Consider the following 23,287-nt stretch of genomic DNA (forward strand, 5'->3'; position numbering starts at 1 on the left):
AAGACACTTACCTATACACTTTTACTTTCTCTATACAATTCACAATTGATTTTATCCTGTACTAGCCTGCCTGAATGCTTTACTTTGGACAAAGGTTCTTACGATTGGCAGTACGATGGTATAAGTGCTAAAACCCCTTCGTTTATATAAACATATTGAGTTTATATTTAACAAATCTAATCCAAAGCAAAAGCATAGTATTTGTTCAAAATGGTCATTCTTTTGCACTTTTTGATATTTAAATGGTATTAAATAAAGCCCATTAGTCCTCAAAAAAGCCGTTAAAGCGAAGTCAAAATCAACCAAAATATCTACAATCAAACTATTGACTATCAATTATTTAACTTAAAATCAAAAAACTCAATAATCCCAAAAAAAAGAGGCCTCCGCTAGTGGGAGACCTCTTTTGGTGAATTATTGAATAACGACTATACAGTACTACTTAAAATAGGTCATTATACCATCGGCAATCAATTGGTGTCCTTTTTCGTTCGGATGATTTACCTGCGACATATAGTAAGAAATTATTTCACCAGTTTGTATTTTTTTTTGAAAAAAGGCATAACTGTCTACCAATCCCAGATTATGCTCTTTTGCTATCTCAATGATTAGTTTTCGGTGTTTTTCTAAGGCACTCTCTGCATCCAATAAATCAGTACGTTGGTCGGGAGAGGGCGTGAGCAGGATCACTTTTATCTTTTTTTGAGTGGCTTTGTTTATCATCGATACCCACGCTTTTCGAGCCTCCTCAAGCCCCATGCCACGGTCATTTAGAGCGTAGTCAATGAAAATAACATCTGGCCGGTGTACTAGCACTTCTGTTTCAAATCTACTTTCGCCACCTTTTGAACTTTCGCCGCCAATCGATGTATTAATCACGTTGATGACTGCGTAAGGATAGCGTTCCTTCAATTGTTTCAACACCTGATAGGGATATGCCTCCAAGGTATTAACGACGGGGGTTTTGAAGTAACCCGCTGGTACTGAATGACCGTGAAAAACCAGATTGATGGCCCTGTTTTTAGGCCATTCTTTGGTTAATTCAGTTTTGAGGTCGCTCAAATAAGCCGACGGGTCCGCAATCTCAGTTCTAGGAGTCAATTGCAGGGAAAACACGACGAGTAAAAACAGGTATCGCTTCTTCATTGACGGTAAGGGTTTGGTCATTTTAAATGAAATACAAGGAAACAAGACGCCGTCAATACTTGATTTTTCCAAGATTATTTTATACAAAAAAAATCTTTGGTTGGTCAAGATTAAAAATCGGCTTTCTTAAATATTCAATTTGGGCGGGCATCATTCCAGTTAGTCAAAAAAAATCTTATCTTTTCGAAACCATAGACGCAACCAATCATTTTAAAATTCCGTAAATAATTGTCGGATGTTATTTTCTCGTGCGTTGAAAACTTTGCCGGAACTGCTTGAAGGCTGTCTGAAAAACGACCGCAAGTGTCAGGAATTGCTGTATAAGCAGTTCTACGGTTACGCTATGGGAGTTTGTATGCGTTATGTTCCGAACCGGGAAGAAGCCCTAGAAGTAGTAAACGACGGTTTTCTGAAAATATTCCAAAAAGTTCAGATGTACGACGCTGAAAAACCCTTTAAAATATGGTTGAGGCGTATCATGATAAATACCGCCTTGGACCATTATCGTCAAAATGTAAAATTCCAACACAACACAGATCTCAGTGTTGCAGAAAATACCGTTGCCGCTGCTGACAGCGACAACATCTACAGTACTTTGGCTCATGAAGATTTGATTGAACTCATTCAACAGCTTACTCCATCGTACCGTACAGTATTCAATTTATACGTCATTGACGGTTATTCACACGAAGAAATAGCCCAGCGTTTGGGCATAAGTGAAGGCACTTCCAAATCTAATTTGGCCCGTGCCCGAGAAAACTTAAGAGTTATGTTATCCAAAAAGAAAAGCAATGAGTATGCAAGAGTTCCCAGATGATTCGCTGGACGACCTCTTCAGAAAATCTGCTGAGGAGTTTGAGCCTGAATTTGAGCCCAAAGCTTGGGCTGCAATGCGCAAAAAATTAGACAGTACTGACACTAAAGGAACCCCGAAAAAACGTTCGTTCCTCCCTTTAGTGCTGTTGCTTTTGTTATTCTCCAGTGTTATCATTGGTGGTGTTCTTTTGTGGCCCAGAATCAACACGCCGCTGTCCAGCAAACCTGCCGTTGCCCCGTCTGCAACTCAACAAAGTTCAACCTTAAAAACTGAATCAAACAATCAACCTGAAGAAATAAAACCAGCCGAAGCGGCTTCTGAACAAAATTCAAGTAATCCTGAGCCGGATGATTCTGAGTCAAACCCAGAACCTGCGGCGAAAGATGCCCTTGAATCAGGGGCGGTTTTACCCGATAATTCAACCAAAAGGAAAGAGGTTATTTCTGGCACCGCCCGAGCACCTAAAACGGGTTTAAGGGACAGTAAAATTGCCAATAGTACCACCAACCCAGAAAACATTGGTGTAGATTCGCCGTCACTCTCCGCTAAATCTAATGAGCAAACGACTGGGAAAACGAACCAAAAAACCAAGGCAGATAATCGAAATAAATCAACCCGCCCTTCGATTGCGCTTTCTGGCAAACCATTGCTGACTAGCAACGATTCAAAAATCAGTAAAAAATCGGCAAAAAATACCAGCAATAGCCCCAAAAACAGTTTTGTTGAGCCATTGACATCAAAAAACAGCAGCTCTACCAGCAGAAAGGAAGCAGGCATTGGGTCAGAACGCTCTACGGCCGCCTCCAACTCCGTTTCAAAAGAGTCAACATCGGCCACGATTTCGCTTTCTAGCCCCAATGAAAATCAGGAAACGACAAGTCCAAGGCTACGGGTCAGTACCCCAAATACGCTAAATATCCATCCGTGGCATCTGCTCAGTGTGGGGTATGCTTCCCCTATGGTTTCGTATATATCTCCCCCGCCGCCCCCTATAGTAGCTAAACCTACGAAAACCGAAGTAGAGCCACTTTTCAGAAAAGGCCTAAGCCTGCGAATTTTGGTCGCCCCTGATTTGAGTTACATTGGGTTTGACCAAATGAAACGACCCGGAACCACATTGGGAGCTATGCTAGAATACCGTTTCAGCCAAAGAATAAGTATTCAAGCGGGGGCTTTACGTGCCATGAAACTCTACGATGCCACTGGAAGCCAGTACATTTGGCCAGAAGTCTGGAACTCACAAAAAGCACGTCCCAGTGGCATCGAAGCCGCTTGTAAAGTGCTCGATATTCCGCTCAATGTGCGGTATGACATCACTCAATCAACCAACAAACGCTGGTTTGTTTCCACGGGAATCACAAGCTACAAAATGCTCAACGAGAAATATATCTATACTTATCCTCCTCATTCCTACAATGTAAAATGGTACGATTGGGAAGGCTCTACGGGTAGTTATTGGTTTGGAGTTTTGAATTTTTCGATGGGTTTCGAGCGTCAGATTGGCAAAAAAATCAGCCTGCAGGCCGAGCCTTATTTTAAATTACCTTTGGCCCAAGTGGGTTTAGGAAAAATAAAACTGAATACCGCAGGCCTGTTTATTTCGGCGCGCTACCGTTTGGGGCGTTTCTAACTGACTCAAATTAGATTCATCAACTCATTGACCATCGCTTCCGCGCCTATGTAAAGCGGTGCCCGCTGATGAAGTGATTCTGGTTCGACCTCCAATATACGTTGAAAGCCGTTGGTCGCTTTGGCCCCCGCCTGCTCGGCAATCATGGCCAGCGGAAAACATTCGTACAAAAGCCGCAATTTCCCTTTGGGGTCTTTGGTAGTGGGCGGATATAGGTAAATACCGCCTTTGAGTAGGTTTCGGTGAAAATCCCCCACCAATGAACCAATGTAGCGTGCCGAGTAACTGCGTTTGCGACATTCTATCAGGTATTCTCGCACAAAGCTCTCGTAACTGTTGTAGTTGCCCTCGTTGTACGAAAAAATCTTCCCGTCTTGCGGGCTGCGAATATTGGCGTGAGAAAGAATAAATTCTCCCAACGAAAAATCATACGTAAAACCAGCTACACCGTTGCCCGTAGTATATACCAAAATCGTAGAAGAACCGTAGAGAATATACCCTGCTGCCACCTGCTTATCGCCGCCTTGCAGAAAATCCTCAATGGTAGGTTTTTCACCGAGTGGACTCACCCGTCGATAAATCGAGAAAATAGTACCAATAGATACATTGACGTCAATATTGGACGAGCCATCTAAAGGGTCGATGGCTACCACGTATTTACTTTGATTGTTTCCCGTGTGAATAATATCGTCTTCTTCTTCCGAAATAATTCCGCAAACTTCTCCCCCGTTGATAAGCGCCCGGATAAATCGAATATTGGCCACCACATCGAGTTTTTGTTGCGCTTCGCCCTGCACATTATTGGTCCCGAACCCTCCCGTTATATCAATCAACCCAGCTCGGTTAATCTCCCGATTAATAATTTTTCCAGCTAGCGCGATATCTCTCAAAAGTTGAGAAAGCTCCCCCGTTGCAAACGAAAAAGCATTTTGATTGTGCATGATATAACGGTCCAACGTTACACCTACGGGTACTGCAATGTGTTGGTCAGTTTTCGTTTCCATAATTTACCATCATTGAGATTGTTGTTGGGAGAGTTTCTACGCAAAACTACAAAATATTATATTTTCAAAGTCAAATTATCAAAAATATAATTTCGACAATTATAAAAAATATACAATTTTTCATCTATCTAAATTTCATCCAATTTTTTACCCAAAACATCAAATTTCAGGCCCCAACATAACGCTTAACGAGTCGCTCAACGGGAGGCAGGTAACTTCTCCCAAAAAGATTAACATGAACCAGCAACGGGTAGAGATTATAGATTGGAATTCGGGCTTCAAAATGAGGCTCTAAAGGGAAGGACTCTTGGTAATTTTCGTAAAATTCATCATCAAATCCGCCAAATAGGTGCGTAAATGCCAATTCAACCTCCCGAAATCCATAATAGGGAGCGGGGTCGATAAGGGAGACTCTCCCGTGCTCATTGATGATAAAATTGCCCGACCATAAATCACCATGAATGAGCGCGGGCGCTTCGGCAGGAAGTAAATTTTTAAGCAATGGATAAAAGCGCTCTAAACGGCTGTACAAATCAGGCCCAATCAGGTTATTGTACAATGCTAATCCTGCCTGTGGCCGTAGGCGCTTTTCTACAAAAAAGTCAATACCATTTACATAAAAAGTATTATTCTGCTCCAAAGAGCCAAGGTAATTGTCGAAGTTTAATCCAAAAAAAGACTGGGTATGAGAATGTAGCTCCGCAAGCGACCGACCGAATGTCTGCCAAAAATCTGGGCGCTGTCCTCCATTTTCTACAAACTCCTGAATTAAATAAGCCCGGCCGCCGTTTTTGCCATAACCATACACCTCAGGAATGTGAATGGCATTTGTATTTCGTAAAAGGGCTAAACCACACGCCTCTTTTTCGAACATATCTTCTTTTTCGGCATGGTTAAATTTGACAAAAAACGTACCTTCGGGCGTAAGAACACGGGCCGCCGTATTGATGCTCCCTCCCGCTACAAAACGGACGTCAATCACTTCGACTGACTTTCCGAAGGTTTCAAAAAGAATACTTTCAAAAAACTGATATTGATCTATTCCATCCCACATACCCAAAAATTAAGCACCCATTGATTGATTACTTACGCTATGAATCCAAACCTAGTAAAACTTTTTCAAATAGCCCAAAAACCCGAGCGGCGAATCGTAGGCCTGATGTCGGGCACTTCGATGGACGGGTTAGACATTGCAGTGTGCCGTTTTAGCGGAAGCGGCTCCCAAACCCATGTAACACTAGAGCACTTCGATACCGTCATTTTCAGTGAAGATATTAAGGATGAAATACGAAAAGTATTTGCGAAAAAAGAAATAGACTTTCAGTTGCTCTGCCTGCTCAATTCATGGATTGGAAAACTGCACGGCAAGATGATTTTGGATAGCCTGAAAAAGTTCAATCTCACTCCCAACGACATAGACATCATAGCCAGTCACGGACAAACCGTTTTTCACGCTCCGAAAATCCTCCATCGCATTGAAAAATATCCCAATGCGACCCTCCAAATCGGCGACGGCGACCACATTGCCGTTACGACGGGCATAACAACGCTGAGTGATTTTCGTCAAAAACACTGTGCCGCTGGCGGAGAAGGTGCCCCATTGGCCGTATACGGCGATTATTTTATTTTCTCGCAAAAGGACGAAAATCGCATCATGCTCAACATGGGCGGGATTGCCAACTTTACTTATTTGCCCGGCAATCTGAACGCCCAAGAAGTGTTTGTGACCGATACTGGGCCCGGAAACACCCTCATTGATGCTTTTGCACGCAAATTCTTCAACCTGCCCTACGACAAAGGCGGTAAAATTGCCGCAAGCGGAAAAGTACACGACGAACTGTTGAAATGCCTCAAAAAAGATGCTTTTTTCGACGCCCCTTTCCCCAAGACCACTGGCCCCGAATCATTCAGCCTTGATTACGTACGTTTGGCACAGCAACGCAGCGGGACAACATCGCTGGCCCCCGAAGACCTGATGGCTACCCTAACCCGGTTTTCTGCCGAAACTATTGCGGAGTCCATCCTGAGAGTTTGTAAAAAAGACGAAAGTTATCGGCTTTTTTTAAGTGGTGGTGGAATGCACAACCCCGTACTGGTGGGAGCATTACGCGAATTATTACCAGATTATGAAATGGATGTCACGGATTCATTGGGAATTGCGGGAGATGCCAAAGAAGCCGTATTGTTTGCCATTTTGGCCAACGAAGCGCTCTGCGGTCAACCCACTGATTTTGGAAGCAGAGAAGGCGTACCTAGCGTATCGATGGGTAAAATTTCGTTTCCTTCATAAAAATCGAAAGAAAGAGCACAAAAAAGGGAGGAAAAACGCATTTCCTCCCCAAATCCCAACTTACCTCTCTGCCTCAAATCATTCGTTTTAGCTGAAATCTAGCAAATTGGATGGCGCCTTTTCGACGAACAAGCAGCGATATTTCTTTTCCTTCTCCTTTTTGAAGAAGTTTGTATACTTCACTGATAACCAGTTCGTCCGAAGACTTATTATTAATAAACAAGACTTCGTCACCTTCTTGTAGCCCTGCTTCCCAAGCAGGTGAGCCCTCAATGACTTTGTCGATGTAAAATTTGCGGAGGTCTGTACCCTTGGCCCGCAACTCCATGCCGCTCATGTCATGCTCAAACGTTTCTTTTAGACGGCGCTTGACGGGTTTGAGCACCATGTAGCGATCTGCATAGTTGAACGTAACCCGAAAACGGCGCAACAATTCACAGCCGATATTTCCTTGTCGTTCGTTGCGAGCCGCAAATTTTACCCCAAAAGCCAAACTGTCGGGAAAAGAAGCCAGTACGTTGTCCAATTCATATTTGCCAAAACGGACTTTATCAATTCGGCCCAGGCTTCCGTTAATGACTCCATTGAGTCCGCGTCCCAGTTGAGCACGAAGGACTTTCTCGGGAAGTTGGATTTTATTATCATACGATTTGTCAATCAACAGCGCATGACCCGCCCCAGTGTCAATCACGACCCGAATCGGCAACTCGGTACCGTTGCCCACCAAAGCAATAACATCCGCGTACGGCTTGGTATCTTCAATGATAATCGGGTAACGATCACCGTGGCGGCGGCGGTATTTGTAGCTTTCCGGATTAGTCAACACGAGTTCTCGATTGGTAAAATCAATCGTAACCACAAAATTATTGAACACTTCATAGCCAAAAATCCCGTCTATCGGTATCCCCACGTATTCTGAAAGTTGCAGTACGTCTTCTTCCAAAACCACGATGTTTTGGTAGGTAGCCATCATCTTTCCCATTTCAATGACATTCCCAATGGCCACCGACGCATTCAGCGATTCGCCCTCTCCTGCCCCCGTCAGTTGTACCCGACGGGTAAACCGTAGTTTTTGATTTTTAAGGGCATCGGGCTTGGTAATAATCAGCGAACTGACGCCTGTATCAAGAATAAAATGAAGGGTATCAGAATTGTTGATTTTGAGGGGAACAACAATGAGATTTGCATGGAGTTCAAAAGGAATCCGGGTAAATTTGGCATTCCCAGTTAAAAAATATCCGAACTTATCTTCTTTCTTGGTGCTTTTTTGAGCGAAGATAAAAAAAGGTAAAAAGAAAAATAGAGCCAAGTGTAAATGACGTCGTGCCATAGCTGTACCCAAAAAAGCGTTTGGGTGTTGGTAAAGATAATCTTGTTTCTTAGAAAAACAAAAAATATACCCAAAAAAGTGCCGTTTTGAATTAATATATTCTTACTAATTTCGCAACACTTTCTTATCGGGTAAAAGCACTTTTTTAGATAATTTTGAATTTAACATTTAAACAGTAAAAAGTGTTTATAAAGCCTAAGTTTACGAAATAAAATCAACCCAATATTCATTAAAACTCCTCTATTCCAATGAGAAAAAAAATAGTAGCCGGCAACTGGAAAATGAACAAAACCCTCGAAGAGGCGCTGATTCTTACCTCTGAAGTGGTTAACATGGTTCGCGATGAAGTACGTGGCGACGTGGAAGTGATCCTGTGTACCCCTTACATCTACCTGCCGGTATTACAAAAATACGTTGAAGAAGTAGACCGTATCTCTTTGGGAGCCCAAAATTGCCACCAAAAAGCCTCTGGTGCCTATACAGGTGAAATCTCTGCCCCGATGCTTGCTGCCCTCGGCACGCCCTACGTACTGGTTGGACACAGCGAGCGCCGTCAGTATTTTAGCGAAACGGATGAATTATTGGCCGAAAAAGTAAAAATCGCCTTAGCCAATGGCCTCAAACCTATTTTTTGCTGCGGAGAATTGCTGGAGCAACGCCAAAACGAAGATTTCATTGCCATTGTAAAAGCCCAAATCACTGCCGCCCTTTTTGACTTGTCGGCCGAAGATTTCGGTAAAGTAGTGATTGCTTATGAACCCGTTTGGGCGATTGGCACGGGCCTTACGGCTACATCGCAGCAGGCACAAGATATGCACGCTGCATTGCGCGAGCACATTGCTGGTCAATACGGTGCCCAAGTAGCCGACGATACCACCATCCTGTACGGTGGAAGCTGCAACGAAAAAAATGCCGCCGAACTTTTTGCTTGCCCCGACGTAGACGGTGGCCTCATTGGCGGTGCCTCGCTCAAGTCACGCGAGTTTACCAACATCATCAAAGCACGGATGTAATTTTCCGGCAGTGTAGCTGAATCAGCTACACTGCCAACCTGTATTCTTTCTCCCTAAAATCGCCTCAAAACCATGAAAATCACTCGTTTCTCTTCTGCCTTAGCGTTAGGCTCTGTTTTATTATTCAACGCCTGCCAACGCCCTGCGACAAAACTGCAAACGGGGGGAATCATCGTAAAAGAGGGATTTATTGATTGTTTTCAAGCGGGCCTTCAGGCCGCGGGGAAAGACGTTTGGTGCGAAGCTTCGGCGGTATTGAACGATGGAAATTATATTTCAATGGCCAACGACAAAGACATGCCAAGCACCGACGCATCCATTTTTTACTGGGCCTACGCCGAAACGGGGGTTTTTGGAAGCAAGCCCACGTATGTTACCCAAAACCTTTTCAAAACGGCCCAGAAATACGAAGACTTTGCCCTTACTCCCGACCGTAAAGTAGCCTTTTTGACCACTGCTTTCGACCGGGTAAAAGAAGGAAGTACCGAATGGGACAGCTACAATGCGCTGCTTTATTGGCCCGTTAACGGCGGCAGCCCGCAGAGCATCCAACCCAAAGCAGTTCACTTGGCCACGGGCGAAAAGTTTTCGATAGGACTGCGGAATGCACTGTCCAAAGCCTTGCGCTCGACTGAGTTTCCTGATGGAATGCCTTATTTTAAAGTTGAAGGATTTGCGGCCACCAATAATAAACTCTTTTTCGGGATTCGTGAAGAGGGCAAAAAGTACGATGATTTTAAATACAAAGCCAAAGTGTTGACGGTATCGTATCGTTTTGAGAATGATTCATTGGTTGCAGGCACTGACTTTCAAACTTTGGCCGACATTGATATTGCTGCCCTAGAACCTTCCCTTCCCAAGCCGTTGGCCCTTTCGTGCATCGAATTTGACGCCAAACGCAATATATTTTGGGTCTTGACTTCCATGGAAAGCGAAACCCAACTCAACAGTGCCTACCTCTGGTGGGCCACCGAAGCCGAATTGAAAAGTGGTAAACTTCACTTGGTCAAAGACCGCGCCACTGGCCAACCTTTAAAGTTTACCCATAAAGCAGAGGACCTCACGACCGTTGGTTCTAACCGCCTGTTCGTCATCCACGACGACGACCGCAATCGCACCAAAATCGGCGACCAAACCCGCCAACCGCATCAGGCAGCTTATACGATTGTTGAATTTTGAGTTTTTTTATGCCGTCGTTGGTGTTTTTCACCAACGATCTATTTTATCTCAAATTCATCAGCATCCAAATGCGCAGGAAAACGCTCTCGAAACGCCCGTAGCGCTTCATAATCAAGCGTTTGTTCGATAATGATTTCATTGGCACTGCGTCGATTCAATAATTCTCCTTTAAAATCAATCACGGCCGAGTCTCCCGCATGATACAGGCCATTTCCATCCTCTCCTACCCGATTAACACCGATGGCGTAGCTTAGATTTTCGATGGCGCGGGCCTGCAAAAGCGTATTCCACACCTGACGCCGAACCGCTGGCCAATTGGCGACATAAACCAGCAAATCGTATTCCATCTGCCGATTGCGCGCCCAGACTGGAAAGCGTAAATCATAGCAAATCAACGGACACACCCGCCAACCTTTGATTTCTTTGATGATACGGCGTTCTCCTGCCGCGTAGTGTTCGTGTTCTTTGCCCATCCGAAACAAATGACGTTTGTCGTAAGCGTCAAATTCTCCATCGGGCTGCATCCAAAGCAAGCGGTTGAAATAATTGCCGTTTTCCTTAACGACATAACTTCCCGTAACCACCGCGCCCGTCTGCGACGCCATTTGACGCATCCATTTGAAGGTGGTCAAATTCATGGGCTCGGCCACGGTTTCGGGCTTCATGGTAAAGCCCGTTGTAAACATTTCGGGCAAAACGATGAGGTCAGCGGGTTGCTCCAAAGCCGCAATTTTTTCTTCCAGCATGGCCAAATTAGCCGTTGGATTTTCCCAATATAAAGAAGTTTGAATGAGTGCAACGCGTAAATCCATAACAATCCGGTCCCCTTTAGTTAGCATTACTTCAACTCATTTGATTTGATTTCACGCGTCCAAAGTGGCTGATTTTGAGCGTTAAAAACGGTCACTTTCAACACTCGCTCTTTGGCAGGGCCCGTAATTTCGAACAACCCAAAATTGCGCGTGTTACCCACCACTGTTCCTTCAACAAACGTGGTAGCACTTTTTTCAGCATCAATGGGTTTTCCTGCACCAGAAGTCAGGGGCGAAATGGTAAAATCGTACAAAGGATAGGTACCAAAACGATCAAGTTTATGCAAGGCTGTATGGTGGCGGTCGCCCGTCAGAAAAATAACCCCTGGGATTTTGGCATCGGCGATTTTTTGCAGAAAACGGGCCCTTTCTTCACCGTAAATGGCGTAGTTTTCATACACTGCTGCGGTATTAATGACTTGGCCACCCGTCACGATAAACTTAAAGGATGCTTTGCTGTTGGTCAAAGCATCAATCAGCCAGTTGATTTGGGCTTCTCCGAAATAAGTACGGTCGTCGGCACGGTTGTTAGGGGCACGAAACCAGCGGTCGTCGAGCATAAAAAACTGCGCATCGCTCCATTCAAAGGTTCCTGTGCAAGCACCTTCAAAAATATAATTGGGATTTCCCCAAAACAAACGAAAAGCTTCTGAAGTAACGTTTTTGTGCGCAAAACTGCGGTCGGAGTCGTTGGGCCCATAATCGTGGTCATCCCAAATGGCGTAGTGGTGTACTGAGCCCAACAAAGGCTGCATCTCGGGCAACGAGCGCGTATGCGTGTTGCGGTACAAAACCCCCGTACGGGTATTCCAATCAGGCTCACGGGTATAGACATTATCGCCACCCCACACCATAAAATCAGGCTTTTGGGAAGCAATACTTTTAAATATTTCATAGTCGCCGCCGTAAGAATTAGGGCGGTCGTAAGGCGCATCGTTGACGTACGTACAACTGCCAAACGCAAATTTGAGCGCGGGCGGGTCGGTACGCCACTGCCACAAGGTCTGCGACTGAAAACTGAGCGGATACGTAATCGCTACTTTTTTGCCATCCACCCATACTTCATAATCATATTTTTTGCCGGGCTGCACTTGGTCAGCGATCAGACGCGCAATAAAGGCCGTATTTTTGGCGGTTAAGGTTTCATCGGTCGACCATTTTTGCGCACTATTTCCCTGTTCCCAATACACAAATTTCACCTTAGCGGGCTGCTTGGTTTGCACCCACAAAAGCACTTCACGCATATCAGAATAGCCCACCATCGGCCCTGATTGGATTTGTGCCAAAAGCGAAAACGAGACAAAACAAAGAAGGAAATGTACGAATAGCAGTTTTCTCATGGTTATGGTTATTTTTGACGCAAGTTAAAAAACAATCCATTGAGCCGTAACGAATTGGGGAACAGAAAAATAATAAACCGAAAAATATAAAATACAAAAGTGCTTCTACTCAATCATTTACAGACAAGTTTTTCTTAAAGCAGCCTCTGATTTAACGATTTTATAAAATTGCTACTCCATGAAAGACCTTTTTTCGGGCCACGCCACCGATTACGCCCGCTATCGCCCCAACTACCCTGAGACGTTGTACCAGTGGGTTTTCAAACACGTCCAACATTTTGGGAAGGCGTGGGATTGCGCTACCGGCAACGGACAAGTGGCAACCGTTTTAGCAAAACACTTCAGTGAGGTCGAAGCGACAGACCTCAGCCAAGCCCAAATCAGTCAGGCGGTTTTGTTACCCAATATTCATTATCAAGTGAGCCCCGCCGAAACCACGCCCTTTGACGCAAATACGTTTGATTTAATTACCGTCGGACAAGCGCTGCATTGGTTTGATTTTGAGCTTTTTAACAAAGAAGTAAAACGAGTAGCCAAAAAAGGAGCAATTATCGCCGTTTGGGGCTACGAATTGCTCACTATTTCCCCCGAAATTGATGCCATTATTCAGGATTTTTACCAAAATACCATCGGCGATTATTGGGACCCCGAACGACGCCACATTGAAAACCTATACGCTGACGTTCCTTTTCCATATAACACTCTTAAAAAGAGTATTTTTCTGCAAAACTACAACTGGTCGTTGACCCAACTCTGCCATTACCTCAACACTTGGTCGAGTGTGCGCAAGTTTGAAAAAGCCAACGGTTACAACCCAATCGAAGCCCTGCATGACCGCTTAATCGGTGTTTGGGGTAGCGCGCCGAGGCGTTTGGTTACATTTCCTGTTTTTGCGCAACTCGGTGAGGTTTGAAAAAGCAGAAGCATCAACTATCTTTGCGGCTTCATTTTCAACCAATCAACTTTTTTCTGTCGCCGACGTCCACCCTCTTATGCGTTAAGAGAATAATGATCAGCGAATTAGCCCAAATCATCATGCAATTAGTAAACGACCGTTACGAAATCCAAGGAATACCCGTTTTAGACATCGCGCAGCAATTCGGAACCCCGCTCTATGTATATGATGCCGACAAGATAGTCGATAAAATCAATCAGTTGCGTAACGCCTTTTCATCGGTCGATTTAAAGATAAAATTTGCCTGCAAAGCTTTGACCAATGTTTCCATCCTGAAATTGATGCGCCAAAACGGGGTGGAATTGGACGTAGTTTCGCCGCAGGAATTGGAGCTGGGACTGCACGCCGGCTACGAAGGCTCACAGATTACATTTACCCCAAGCGGGGTTTCTTTTGATGAAATCGAGACGGCCGTGGCCGTGGGTTCAATCATCAACCTCGACAACCTGATTGTCCTCGAAAAATTTGGGCAACGTTTTGGGGGAACGGTGCCGTGCATGATTCGCATCAAACCCAACGTGGCCGCGGGTGGAAACGCCAAAATCATGACCGCGCACGAAGGTTCCAAATTTGGCATTGACATTCGGCAACGTGAAGATATTCTGCGGATTGTGAACCAATACGGCATCAACGTCGTAGGGTTGCACCAGCATACGGGTTCTGACATCAAAGAAGCCAATGCCTTTGTCCGCGCCGCCGACGTTATTTTTAACTTTGCCAAAGATTTTCCCAACCTCCAAATCATCGACTTAGGCGGAGGCTTTAAGGTGGCCTATAAAGAAGGAGACCCTACCACCGACATGCCCGCGCTAGGTGCTCAACTCAGTGAAGCCTTTTTAGCCCTTAGCGAGCAGTTGGGCCGCAAGCTTCAGTTGTGGTTTGAGCCGGGCAAGTTTCTGGTCAGTGAATCTGGCATCCTGTTGGTGAATGCGAATGTGGTAAAATCAACCCCTAATCGCACTTTTGTGGGGGTTAATTCGGGCCTTAACCACCTGATTCGTCCGATGATGTACGATGCGTATCATCACATTGTCAATGTTTCAAACCCTGTTTCTGACCAGCTCAAAACCTACGATGTAGTAGGCTATATCTGCGAAACCGACACCTTTGCTACCGACCGACAGCTCACGGAAGTGCATGAAAATGACACCCTTGCGTTGCTCAACGCAGGTGCTTATGGGTTTACGATGAGCAGCCAGTACAACAGCCGTTTTCGCCCCGCCGAGGTGTTGGTCTATCAGGGCGAGGCGCACATCATTCGCCAACGCGAAACGATGGAAGACATTCTGAAAAATCAAGTACTTTTGGAACTATAACCGCGCCAAAGGGCCAGTAAACGCAGAATATCGACGACGCTCGGCCCAACATTTGACGCCTTTTTTTTACTCATTCAATAAAATCACACATTTACTCATTCAATATGGGACGCGCATTTGAATACCGAAAAGCCAGTAAATTAAAACGTTGGGGAATGATGGCCAAAGTCTTCACCCGAATCGGTAAAGACATCGTAATGGCCGTAAAAGCTGGCGGAGCTGACCCCCAAAACAACTCTCGTTTGCGGGCCATTATCCAAAACGCCAAAGCGGCAAACATGCCCAAAGAAAACGTTGAACGGGCCATCAAACGGGCAATTTCCAAAGATCAGGAAGATTACAAAGAGATTGTATACGAAGGAAAAGGCCCACACGGAATCGCGATTTTGATCGAGGCTACCACCGACAATACCAACCGTACCGTAGCCAACGTCCGCAGTTATTTCAATAAATTGGGCGGAAGTTTGGGTACTTCGGGGATGTTGGATTATTTGTTTGACCGCAAATGTCTTTTCAAAATTGCCAACGAAGGCATCGACTTGGAAGAGCTTGAGTTTGAACTCATTGACTTGGGCGGTGACGAGGTATTTTTGGACGATGAAACCAACGAAATCAACATTTACGGCGAATTCTCGGCTTTTGGAGCCATTCAGAAATTTTTAGAAGAAAAAGGCTACGAACTAAAAGGCGCAGAATTTACCCGAATCCCGACGGAATTAAAGGAACTTTCGGAAGAAGAAATGGCCGAGGTAGACAAGCTCATCGAGCGCCTCGAAGAAGACGACGACGTACAGAATGTGTACACCAATATGAAGTAATTTCAATGGCATAAACGGGGTTTCGGCTCCGTTTATGTCATATTATCCGTCTATAATTCCTAAAAATCATTTATCTATTTCAGTGCCTCTCTCGTTGATTGAATATAAGCGAGTACTCCCCCAAAATCATCGGCCTGGAATCCTTTAAAATTTCCTTGATGTTTGAACCACGTAATTTGCCGTTTTGCGTAGCGGCGAGAATTGCGTTTGAGAAGTCGTACCATTTCTTCATAATCATATTGACCATCCAGAAAGTCAAACACTTCTTTATAACCAACCGTTTGCAGGGCATTATGCTCCCGATACGCCACCAACGAACGGGCTTCTTCGACCAAGCCTGCCGCTAGCATTTGCTCCATCCGACGGTCAATACGCTGGTATAATTCTTCCCGATTTCTTTCCAACACTATTTGCAAGATTCGGAAAGGACGTTGCGCAGGGTGGTGTTCTCTAAATGAAGAAAATGGTTTTCCCGTCAATAAACAAACTTCCAACGCCCGCACCACCCGCTGCGTATTTTGAAGGTCATTGGATTCGCAATACACGGGGTCTAAGGCCCGAAGTTGGGTCTGCAAGGACTGAAGACCTTCCGTCTCCAATCGATGCATCAGCTCAGCCCGCAATTCGGGTGGGGTTTCGGGCAAATTATCCAAACCTTCACAAACGGCTTTGATGTACAATCCCGAACCGCCCGTCAAAATCGCAACATTCTGTTTTTCAAAAAGTTTATCCAACACGGCCAAGGCGTCTCGCTCAAAAGACCCCGCACTGTACAAAATATCAATGGAATGAGAGTTGATAAAATGATGCGTAATCCCCTGAAGTTCAGCATCTGATGGCTTGGCGGTACCGATGCTAAGCTCACGATAAAACTGTCGAGAATCGGCAGAGATTACTTCGGTTTTCAGCGTTTGTGCCAATCGGACACAAAAGTCAGTTTTTCCAACGGCGGTAGGGCCCGCAATGACAACGAGAAGTTTTTGCAAAACACTGTGAAATAGTTATCCGTAAATACGGTACCTCGAAGAAATAGCTTGTTAAAAACGCTAGATTTTCTTAAAAGTACGTTCAATGGTTTCTCCAAAAAGCGTTTTTATCGAAAGCCGCAGCGTAGTATTGTTGAGTTCAAGGATTTTAAAACGCTGCTCATTGTTGATAATCAACTCCGTTTCATCCGTATTAAATGACCATGTTCCTTTTTCGTAGGTCTGCGGGTCTTGGGAGTAACATTTGGTTTCACCCTCGTTGACCTCATAAGTCTTGTCGGTACGATAAATGGTATGGTCATCGCGGCTGCAAACAAGCGATTGATTAAATACTTCCTTTCCGTCAATTTTAGACGATATCATCACCCACGTCTTCAATGATTTTCCCGCCAAAAGTTCAGTTTTCGTAACGCCGGGGGCAGGAGTTGGGTCTTCTTCGTTACTTGTTTTAGAGCATTGCGTCAAACCAAACACAATACTTAACATCAGTACCCAGGTATAAATCTTTTTCATAAGAATCAGGCCGAAATATTATTTTCAAAATAACGCTTTTATTTTCAATCAAGCAATGATTCTGCCAAAGTAACTACACAAAGTAGTCAACATTCTATTGGTCATAAATTTTCCCTAACTTTCGCAAAATCCGACAATTATGGGCTTTTCTTCACTTATTTTTTTCATTATTACCTTAGTATTGGGCGGGAGTTTAGGGTTTGGCATCTTTTATGTGCTGACCCAAAAACAAAACGCTAACAAGCAATTGGTTCAATCTTCCACCATTCTACTCGAACGCATCGAAAAAGTCTTCAAAGTGGTGATGGCAGAGGGTTATTTTACCGAAATCTTTGATTACAAAGATGACAAAACCTATTGGTACCTCTTCAAAAACTCCAAAAAAGCATTGGTCATTGCCAAAGCAAAGGTGTTGATAGGTTTTGATTTTGCCAAAATGCGCTACCGTATCGACGAAAAAACCAACAAAATGGTCGTAGAATACTTTCCCGACCCAGAAGTTTTGTCGATTGATACCGACTACAAATTTTATGACATTGAAAATGGCCTTTGGAATCGCTTCAACCAAGAAGATTACACCAATCTGCTCGTGGACGCCAAACAAGCCATGAACGAAAAAGCCCTCACCAGCGACCTGCCGCGCATTGCCAACAACCAAGTCCAGTTTATGATGTACCAATTGGCGGCTTCAATGGGCTGGAACGTCGATATGCAACTCCCTCCTACTAACCAGCAGAAGCTCGAAGAGTTTAAAATCTACGAAGAAGTCAAAGCTGAAGTGAAGGAATTGGGAGAAGGAGACGCGGGGAAAGAAATGTAAAACTGAACTGAGGAACAGAAAAATAGTTTAAGCTTTAATATCAACATTATATTTAGCTTATCACTTCACTATGAATCCTATGAATGAAGTAAGGGATTTATGCTTTATACAAGCCAAACATTTTTTAGAAGAATCAGGTGAGTTTTATCCTTTTGGAGCAATCATGCTGGAAAATAGTGAGATAAAGCCTTTAAGTGCTTCTACAGGTGAAGAATATCCAGACTCAAATATTTTAATTCAGCTATTAAAAAAGGATATTTCCAGCCGGCTAAACAATGGAGATATAATTGCAGGTGGGATAGGGGTAGATGTATTTATAAAATCTTCTAAAGATAGCTCCCAAATAAGTGCCATAGAAGTAAAAGTTATAAATAAAGATGGTAAATCGTTTGCTTGGTATTTGCCATATATTGTTCAGGGAAAAAATATCTTCTATCAAGACATAATTGAAGAAGAATGTAATTTTTAAAACGATGTTCCATTTTCAGTCCCATCGGGCAGTAATAACATTAACCCAGGCTTAACATCCCTTTTGCGGTTCACCTCACAAAACTCCCTCAATGCAATATCCTGAAAATCAACTCTTTCAAAACAGCTTCTTCGTTTACGCTTCCTACTTCAATGCCTTTGGAGGCGTTGTCGGCGCGGCGAATGGCCTTGATGACATTTACCACGTGTCCTAACGAATACTGACGGGCGGCCGACAGATAATCTTTGACAAAAAAAGGATTGACACCCAGTACCGATGCCAGATTTCCTTCCGATTTGTCGGGCGTTCCGTGAACGACCAGCACCTTGCTGAAAAAATTATAAAGAATAATCAAGACCTGTGGCAAGGGATTGTCTTTGGTATTGGCCGCCAGGTAGTTAGCGATGCGGTTGGATTTCAGAATATCCCGTTGCGTAAGTGCTTTTTGGAGTTCAAACACATTATATTCTTTGCTGATTCCGACGTATTTTTCGACAATCGCTGCCGTAATTTCTTCACTGGCGGTGAGATTGAGCAGAATTTTATCAATCTCGCTCGTAATGCGTTTGAGATCGTTGCCAATGTTTTCGACCAACATCTGAATGGCTTTGATGCTGATTTTTGTCCCTAAACTTCGGGCGTACTCCCCTACCCAATCGGGCAGTTTGTTGTCGTACATTTTTTTGCTCTGAATCATCGCTCCGTGCCTTTCGAAGACTTTGGGCAATGATTTGCGCATGTCGAAGTTCCCTTGAAAACACAGCACCAAAATCGTAGAGGCAGGTGGCCGCGACGCATAATCTTCCAAAAACGCCGTTTTTTCTTTTGAGTCAAAACCGCTGATTTGCTGTGCTTCTTTGACCAATACCAATTGGCGCTCGGCCATGAAAGGAAACCTACGCGCGTAGTTGAGAATGGTACCAATGTCGGTCTCTTTGCCAAACAACACAAACTGATTAAAACCTTTTTCGGCTTCGGGCACCGCTACTTTTTCGATAGCATCGGCCAATAGGTCAATGTAATAGGGCTCGTCGCCGTGAATAAAATACAACGGTTGTAGCTTTTTTTGACGAATATCTTTGAGGGCTTGCTCAGGCGTAAAAGTGGGCATTGTTTGGGAAAACCAAAAGGCAAAAAGTGTAAAAGCAAAGAGTGTATGGCGCAAAAATCGGGATTTGAAGTGCGGAAATCAACAATTACTTTATCTTCTTCCAAACTCTACGAGTCGATAACCCACCAATTGGTCGGCGCGGGCGGCTGGCGGACGGTGATACACGAAGATTTCGTAGTCATTGGCGGTGTTGGAAAAACTCCCCTCAAAAGAAGTTTCGTCAACGCGACCGTCGTTCAAAACCGCATAATAACAATAGTTGGCTACGCCCTGCTTGATATAAATACTGGCTTCGTAGGCGTTGCGGTCGGTGTTGTAGGTCATGCGATTGGCATCTTCGCGCTGCCAAAGATTGAATGCGCCCCCTACGTAGACTTGCGCATTGGGGTACGGCGGGCTTTGCAGCGTAAATACCACGTTGATATAATCAGCTTCGTTGGTACTGTTGGCGGCATCCTGGTTTAGCACAATGTATTGTCCGTTTAAATCCTGTGCCTGAAAACTTGCCCCACCGCCCAAACGCGAAGCATCAGGCCGTAAATGCGCAATGGTCTGGTCTGGAAGCTGTTGTACATCCCTCACACTCATACCAGATGCCCTAGACAGACGTGTATCAAACCACCGAAACTCGTTTCCCGCCAACAGATTATTGGACAAATCAAAGGGGCGATATTCCAACCGTTGGTCAAAAATCCGCACGTTGGTAGGGCGCATTTTGGTTATAACCTTGTCCCAACGGAAGTTTTGACGAATCACAATTTTCAAATCTTCGGCGGGCGACAAAATCTCGTAGCCGCGGTATTCCAAGTCAAAATCCACCTGTTGATGGGTGCGTTGTTCGGCAATGCCCGTCGAAAGTCGTACCTGCGGAAACACATTCACGCGGGGTTGATACATCATAAATCGACGGGTGAGCACCAACTTGGCGGGGCGAACATCTTCATAGACGGCGAGGACATAATTGCCCGACAATTTCAGTTTTGGCACCTCTAGGGTGTAATGAAAGTAAGGAATTTTGGTATTGAACGACGCCTGATAATTGTTGATAGCGTAATCGTTATATTCATAAGTGAACTCAATATCGTTCAGGTTGGACGGTGTCCAATCGGCATTACAGTGAAAAATTTTGTACCGAAATGAGCGAAATCGGGCCGTTAAGTCATCAAATTCGGCAATGAGCGGCGCGCCCGCGTCCAAACTGATGACGGGCGGGTACGTAGTCCGAGCGGGGTCTTGAAGTTGGTTGGGCGATGGATAAATACCCACGGTTTTGATGTTGGTTTCGTACGTTTTGTCTTCGTACCGAATCGCGGGGAATTTTTGGGCTAAGAGTCCTGCCGAACCGCTTAACACCATCAAAAGCAAAAACAAACTCCGGAGGGTCATCATATAATCATCGTCATTTATGGCTTAAAACTAACGTATGTGAAGCACATTTTATGTTGGCAATTATTTATATTAGCAAAAAATGTAAAAACGACTTTTCATGCACCGCCGAAATTTCCTGCACACGCTTGCCGCCACTGCCGCCGTTTCCACTCCTTCTTTTTCAAAAAATAAGCCAACCATCAAACCTCCGCGCCTCAAACCTGGCGACACCGTTGGGTTGATTTGCCCTGCCGCTCCCGCCTACAGCAAACAAACCGTTCAGGTACTTATAGAATCCATGCAGGCGTTGGGCTTTAAGGTTAAATTGGGCAAGCGAATGTGGGAGCGCTACGGCTACTTGGGCGGCAAAGACGCCGACCGTGCCGCCGATTTAAATGATTTCTTTGCCGACTCTTCGGTACAGGGAATCGTGTGTGTTCACGGCGGATGGGGCTGCGCACGACTTCTGCCGTTGTTGGATTATGATACCATTCGTAAAAACCCCAAAGTAATTATCGGATATTCCGACATAACTGCCTTGTTATTAGGAATCTACAGCCAAACAGGTTTGATTACATTTCACGGTCCAGAAGGTGCGGCAAGCTGGAATGAATTTACGGTTGGTTATTTCCGAAAAGTATTGATGGACGCCGAGGCGGTGTTTTGCGAAAATCCGAAAATAGTGGGCGATAATCTCACGCAGGTCGCCGACCGCATTTCTACTATTGGTTCGGGCAAAGCGCGGGGTAAACTATTGGGCGGAAACTTGACTGTCTTGAGTCATTTGCTGGGCTCGCCCTACGTACCCGACTGGAAAGGTTCACTCTTTTTTTGTGAAGACGTCGACGAAGCCCCTTATCGCATGGACCGCATGATAACGCAGGTAAAACTCTGCGGTATTTTGGACGAAATCAACGGGTTTATTTTCGGCAAATGTACTGAATGTGAACCCGGTAACGGCAGCTACGGCTCACTCACACTCGAAGACCTTTGGAACGACCACATCCGTCCTTTCAACAAACCCGCGTATTCGGGAGCGATGATTGGGCACATCCGTCAAAAATTCACCATTCCCGTAGGCATCGAAGCCGAAATGAACGCCGATGCGGGCACGATTCGATTTTTGGAAAGCGCGGTGCTATAAGGGAAGTTGTCCATTAAAAATCGGTTAACCACAAACTTTTAGCAATATTTCTGCGTTTCAAGTAGGTCATTGCCTCCTTTCATGAAATCAATTTTCTATTCTATTCTCGCTTCGGCGGCACTTTTTATGGCCTCGTCAGGCTGTGATACCCCGCCCAAAGAAATCCCCGTTACCGTTCGTCGTTTGGAAAACGAGCTTTTTGCGGCCAAAAATCCTGACGAAATTGCAGGATTGCTCAAAAAAAACCCTTACCTGAGAGCGTATTTTGGGCTAGACAAAAGCATCCCTGACTCCCTCATTATCAATCAATTGTATGCCAACATCACCAATCCTGATTTGCAGCAATTCAACAAAGACTTGCAAACACAATTTGGGGATTTAGCACCCATAAAAACGCAACTGCAACAGGCGTTCGGTGAGATTCAAGCCAATTTCCCCGATTTTAAAGCTCCGCAAATAGTCACCACCGTGACGGGTTTTATGGGCAGTGATTTGTACGTTTCCGACAGCGTGATTGTCATCGGACTAGATTATTTCGGCGGGCCAAAAGCCAAGTACCGACCCCAACTATTTGATTATCAACTCCGTCGCTATCAACAGGAATACATTGTGCCTGCCGTTTTGTTTTTCATTTCGGAGAAATACAACAAAATACCCGAAAACGACCAAACACTGCTCGCCGACATGATGTGGTACGGCAAAGGTTTCGAGTTTGTCAAGCACGTAGCCCCCGAAACGCCCGACAGCCTCATTATTGGCTATTCACAGGAGCAGCTCGAAGATGTGTACGCCTCACAAGAAGACATTTGGGCGTATTTTTTAGACCGAAAGCTGTTGTACCAAACCCGCGATGCCGAGAAAGACCGATTTATCAGTGAGCGTCCCGCAACGCCCGAAATAAGCCAATACTGCCCTGGCGGAATCGGTCGTTGGGTAGGTTGGCGCATTATCAATCGGTATTTGACCGAAAATCCATCCACCAAACTCCCTGATTTAATGGCCAATACCAATGTTAGGCAGTTGTTGGAACAATCAAAATACAAGGGGCAAAAAGAAGAAGAGTAACTTTGGGGTCCCATTTGGACTCGAACCATGACACCTAAAACGGAACTATTAATCATTCGTCGCAGACTAATAGCACACGGATGCCCGCTGGTACTGTCTTAAAATACAAATTTTGAAATAGAATTTTTTTAATATTTTTGGGACTCAGAAGGAGCGACAGT

22 protein-coding genes are annotated in these 23,287 nt (G+C 44.7%); 12 read left to right on the forward strand and 10 right to left on the reverse strand.

The window, feature by feature from the left end; translation table 11 throughout:
- Window positions 1–438: 438 nt before the first annotated feature.
- A complete protein-coding gene (locus GVN20_RS09860) occupies window positions 439–1,146 on the reverse strand; it encodes an SGNH/GDSL hydrolase family protein (protein ID WP_166558134.1) in 708 nt (235 codons plus the stop codon).
- Between the two features lie 235 nt (window positions 1,147–1,381).
- Here GVN20_RS09860 and GVN20_RS09865 point away from each other — a divergent pair, with 235 nt between their 5' ends.
- Together GVN20_RS09865 and GVN20_RS09870 are read left to right on the forward strand one after the other, a co-directional pair.
- Window positions 1,382–1,963, forward strand: a complete 582-nt coding sequence (locus tag GVN20_RS09865; RefSeq protein ID WP_166558135.1) for an RNA polymerase sigma factor — start codon at window positions 1,382–1,384, stop codon at window positions 1,961–1,963.
- A complete protein-coding gene (locus GVN20_RS09870; RefSeq protein ID WP_166558136.1) occupies window positions 1,944–3,593 on the forward strand; it encodes a hypothetical protein in 1,650 nt (549 codons plus the stop codon). The genes GVN20_RS09865 and GVN20_RS09870 overlap by 20 nt, the downstream gene beginning before the upstream one ends.
- Before the next feature lie 5 nt (window positions 3,594–3,598).
- On the opposite strand, the gene fbp is transcribed toward GVN20_RS09870, so the two are convergent.
- A complete protein-coding gene (gene fbp / locus GVN20_RS09875; protein ID WP_166558137.1) occupies window positions 3,599–4,597 on the reverse strand; it encodes a class 1 fructose-bisphosphatase in 999 nt (332 codons plus the stop codon).
- A 166-nt stretch (window positions 4,598–4,763) separates the two neighbouring features.
- Window positions 4,764–5,651 carry a fructosamine kinase family protein gene (locus GVN20_RS09880; RefSeq protein ID WP_206023233.1) on the reverse strand — a complete coding sequence of 296 codons (888 nt, stop codon included), beginning with the start codon at window positions 5,649–5,651 and terminating at the stop codon, window positions 4,764–4,766.
- 39 nt (window positions 5,652–5,690) lie between these two features.
- Between GVN20_RS09880 and GVN20_RS09885 the strand changes: the two genes are divergently transcribed.
- Entirely contained in the window at window positions 5,691–6,887 is a 1,197-nt protein-coding gene (locus GVN20_RS09885; protein WP_166558139.1) for an anhydro-N-acetylmuramic acid kinase, read from the forward strand.
- A gap of 73 nt (window positions 6,888–6,960) precedes the next feature.
- On the opposite strand, the gene GVN20_RS09890 is transcribed toward GVN20_RS09885, so the two are convergent.
- Window positions 6,961–8,217: an aspartyl protease family protein gene (locus tag GVN20_RS09890; RefSeq protein ID WP_166558140.1), complete on the reverse strand. Its 1,257-nt coding sequence runs from the start codon at window positions 8,215–8,217 to the stop codon at window positions 6,961–6,963.
- A 248-nt stretch (window positions 8,218–8,465) separates the two neighbouring features.
- On the opposite strand from GVN20_RS09890, the gene tpiA reads away from it, so the two are divergent.
- On the forward strand, window positions 8,466–9,230 hold the full coding sequence (gene tpiA / locus GVN20_RS09895; RefSeq protein ID WP_166558141.1) for a triose-phosphate isomerase: 765 nt from the start codon (window positions 8,466–8,468) through the stop codon (window positions 9,228–9,230).
- Window positions 9,231–9,302: 72 nt separating this feature from the next.
- On the forward strand, window positions 9,303–10,409 hold the full coding sequence (locus GVN20_RS09900; RefSeq protein ID WP_166558142.1) for a hypothetical protein: 1,107 nt from the start codon (window positions 9,303–9,305) through the stop codon (window positions 10,407–10,409).
- A gap of 38 nt (window positions 10,410–10,447) precedes the next feature.
- Here GVN20_RS09900 and GVN20_RS09905 read toward each other — a convergent pair whose 3' ends face one another.
- Window positions 10,448–11,221, reverse strand: coding sequence for an amidohydrolase (locus GVN20_RS09905; protein WP_166558143.1), 774 nt, complete (start codon window positions 11,219–11,221; stop codon window positions 10,448–10,450).
- Between the two features lie 26 nt (window positions 11,222–11,247).
- Window positions 11,248–12,561 carry an alkaline phosphatase gene (locus GVN20_RS09910; protein WP_166558144.1) on the reverse strand — a complete coding sequence of 438 codons (1,314 nt, stop codon included), beginning with the start codon at window positions 12,559–12,561 and terminating at the stop codon, window positions 11,248–11,250.
- A gap of 178 nt (window positions 12,562–12,739) precedes the next feature.
- On the opposite strand from GVN20_RS09910, the gene GVN20_RS09915 reads away from it, so the two are divergent.
- The 3 genes from GVN20_RS09915 (at window position 12,740) to GVN20_RS09925 (ending at window position 15,650) form a co-directional block, all read left to right on the forward strand.
- Complete coding sequence (locus GVN20_RS09915) at window positions 12,740–13,474, forward strand: class I SAM-dependent methyltransferase (RefSeq protein ID WP_166558145.1); 735 nt, start codon at window positions 12,740–12,742, stop codon at window positions 13,472–13,474.
- Between the two features lie 122 nt (window positions 13,475–13,596).
- Window positions 13,597–14,832, forward strand: coding sequence for a diaminopimelate decarboxylase (gene lysA, locus GVN20_RS09920; protein WP_166558146.1), 1,236 nt, complete (start codon window positions 13,597–13,599; stop codon window positions 14,830–14,832).
- Window positions 14,833–14,936: 104 nt separating this feature from the next.
- Window positions 14,937–15,650 carry a YebC/PmpR family DNA-binding transcriptional regulator gene (locus GVN20_RS09925; RefSeq protein WP_114460816.1) on the forward strand — a complete coding sequence of 238 codons (714 nt, stop codon included), beginning with the start codon at window positions 14,937–14,939 and terminating at the stop codon, window positions 15,648–15,650.
- Window positions 15,651–15,724: 74 nt separating this feature from the next.
- On the opposite strand, the gene miaA is transcribed toward GVN20_RS09925, so the two are convergent.
- Together miaA and GVN20_RS09935 are read right to left on the reverse strand one after the other, a co-directional pair.
- Complete coding sequence (gene miaA / locus GVN20_RS09930; RefSeq protein WP_166558147.1) at window positions 15,725–16,636, reverse strand: tRNA (adenosine(37)-N6)-dimethylallyltransferase MiaA; 912 nt, start codon at window positions 16,634–16,636, stop codon at window positions 15,725–15,727.
- Window positions 16,637–16,696: 60 nt separating this feature from the next.
- Window positions 16,697–17,149, reverse strand: coding sequence for a lipocalin family protein (locus GVN20_RS09935; protein WP_166558148.1), 453 nt, complete (start codon window positions 17,147–17,149; stop codon window positions 16,697–16,699).
- 139 nt (window positions 17,150–17,288) lie between these two features.
- On the opposite strand from GVN20_RS09935, the gene GVN20_RS09940 reads away from it, so the two are divergent.
- Entirely contained in the window at window positions 17,289–17,969 is a 681-nt protein-coding gene (locus GVN20_RS09940; protein ID WP_166558149.1) for a DUF4230 domain-containing protein, read from the forward strand.
- A gap of 70 nt (window positions 17,970–18,039) precedes the next feature.
- Window positions 18,040–18,438: a hypothetical protein gene (locus tag GVN20_RS09945; RefSeq protein ID WP_166558150.1), complete on the forward strand. Its 399-nt coding sequence runs from the start codon at window positions 18,040–18,042 to the stop codon at window positions 18,436–18,438.
- 88 nt (window positions 18,439–18,526) lie between these two features.
- Here the strand turns inward: GVN20_RS09945 and holA are convergent, their stop codons facing one another.
- Together holA and GVN20_RS09955 are read right to left on the reverse strand one after the other, a co-directional pair.
- On the reverse strand, window positions 18,527–19,549 hold the full coding sequence (holA, locus tag GVN20_RS09950) for a DNA polymerase III subunit delta (protein ID WP_114070478.1): 1,023 nt from the start codon (window positions 19,547–19,549) through the stop codon (window positions 18,527–18,529).
- A gap of 90 nt (window positions 19,550–19,639) precedes the next feature.
- On the reverse strand, window positions 19,640–20,938 hold the full coding sequence (locus GVN20_RS09955) for a DUF5103 domain-containing protein (protein WP_166558151.1): 1,299 nt from the start codon (window positions 20,936–20,938) through the stop codon (window positions 19,640–19,642).
- Window positions 20,939–21,035: 97 nt separating this feature from the next.
- On the opposite strand from GVN20_RS09955, the gene GVN20_RS09960 reads away from it, so the two are divergent.
- Together GVN20_RS09960 and GVN20_RS09965 are read left to right on the forward strand one after the other, a co-directional pair.
- Window positions 21,036–22,061: an LD-carboxypeptidase gene (locus GVN20_RS09960; RefSeq protein ID WP_166558152.1), complete on the forward strand. Its 1,026-nt coding sequence runs from the start codon at window positions 21,036–21,038 to the stop codon at window positions 22,059–22,061.
- 81 nt (window positions 22,062–22,142) lie between these two features.
- A complete protein-coding gene (locus GVN20_RS09965) occupies window positions 22,143–23,126 on the forward strand; it encodes a gliding motility protein (RefSeq protein WP_166558153.1) in 984 nt (327 codons plus the stop codon).
- The last annotated feature ends 161 nt before the right edge of the window (window positions 23,127–23,287 follow it).

The organism is Runella sp. CRIBMP (assembly GCF_009905605.1).
GTDB lineage: Bacteria > Bacteroidota > Bacteroidia > Cytophagales > Spirosomataceae > Runella.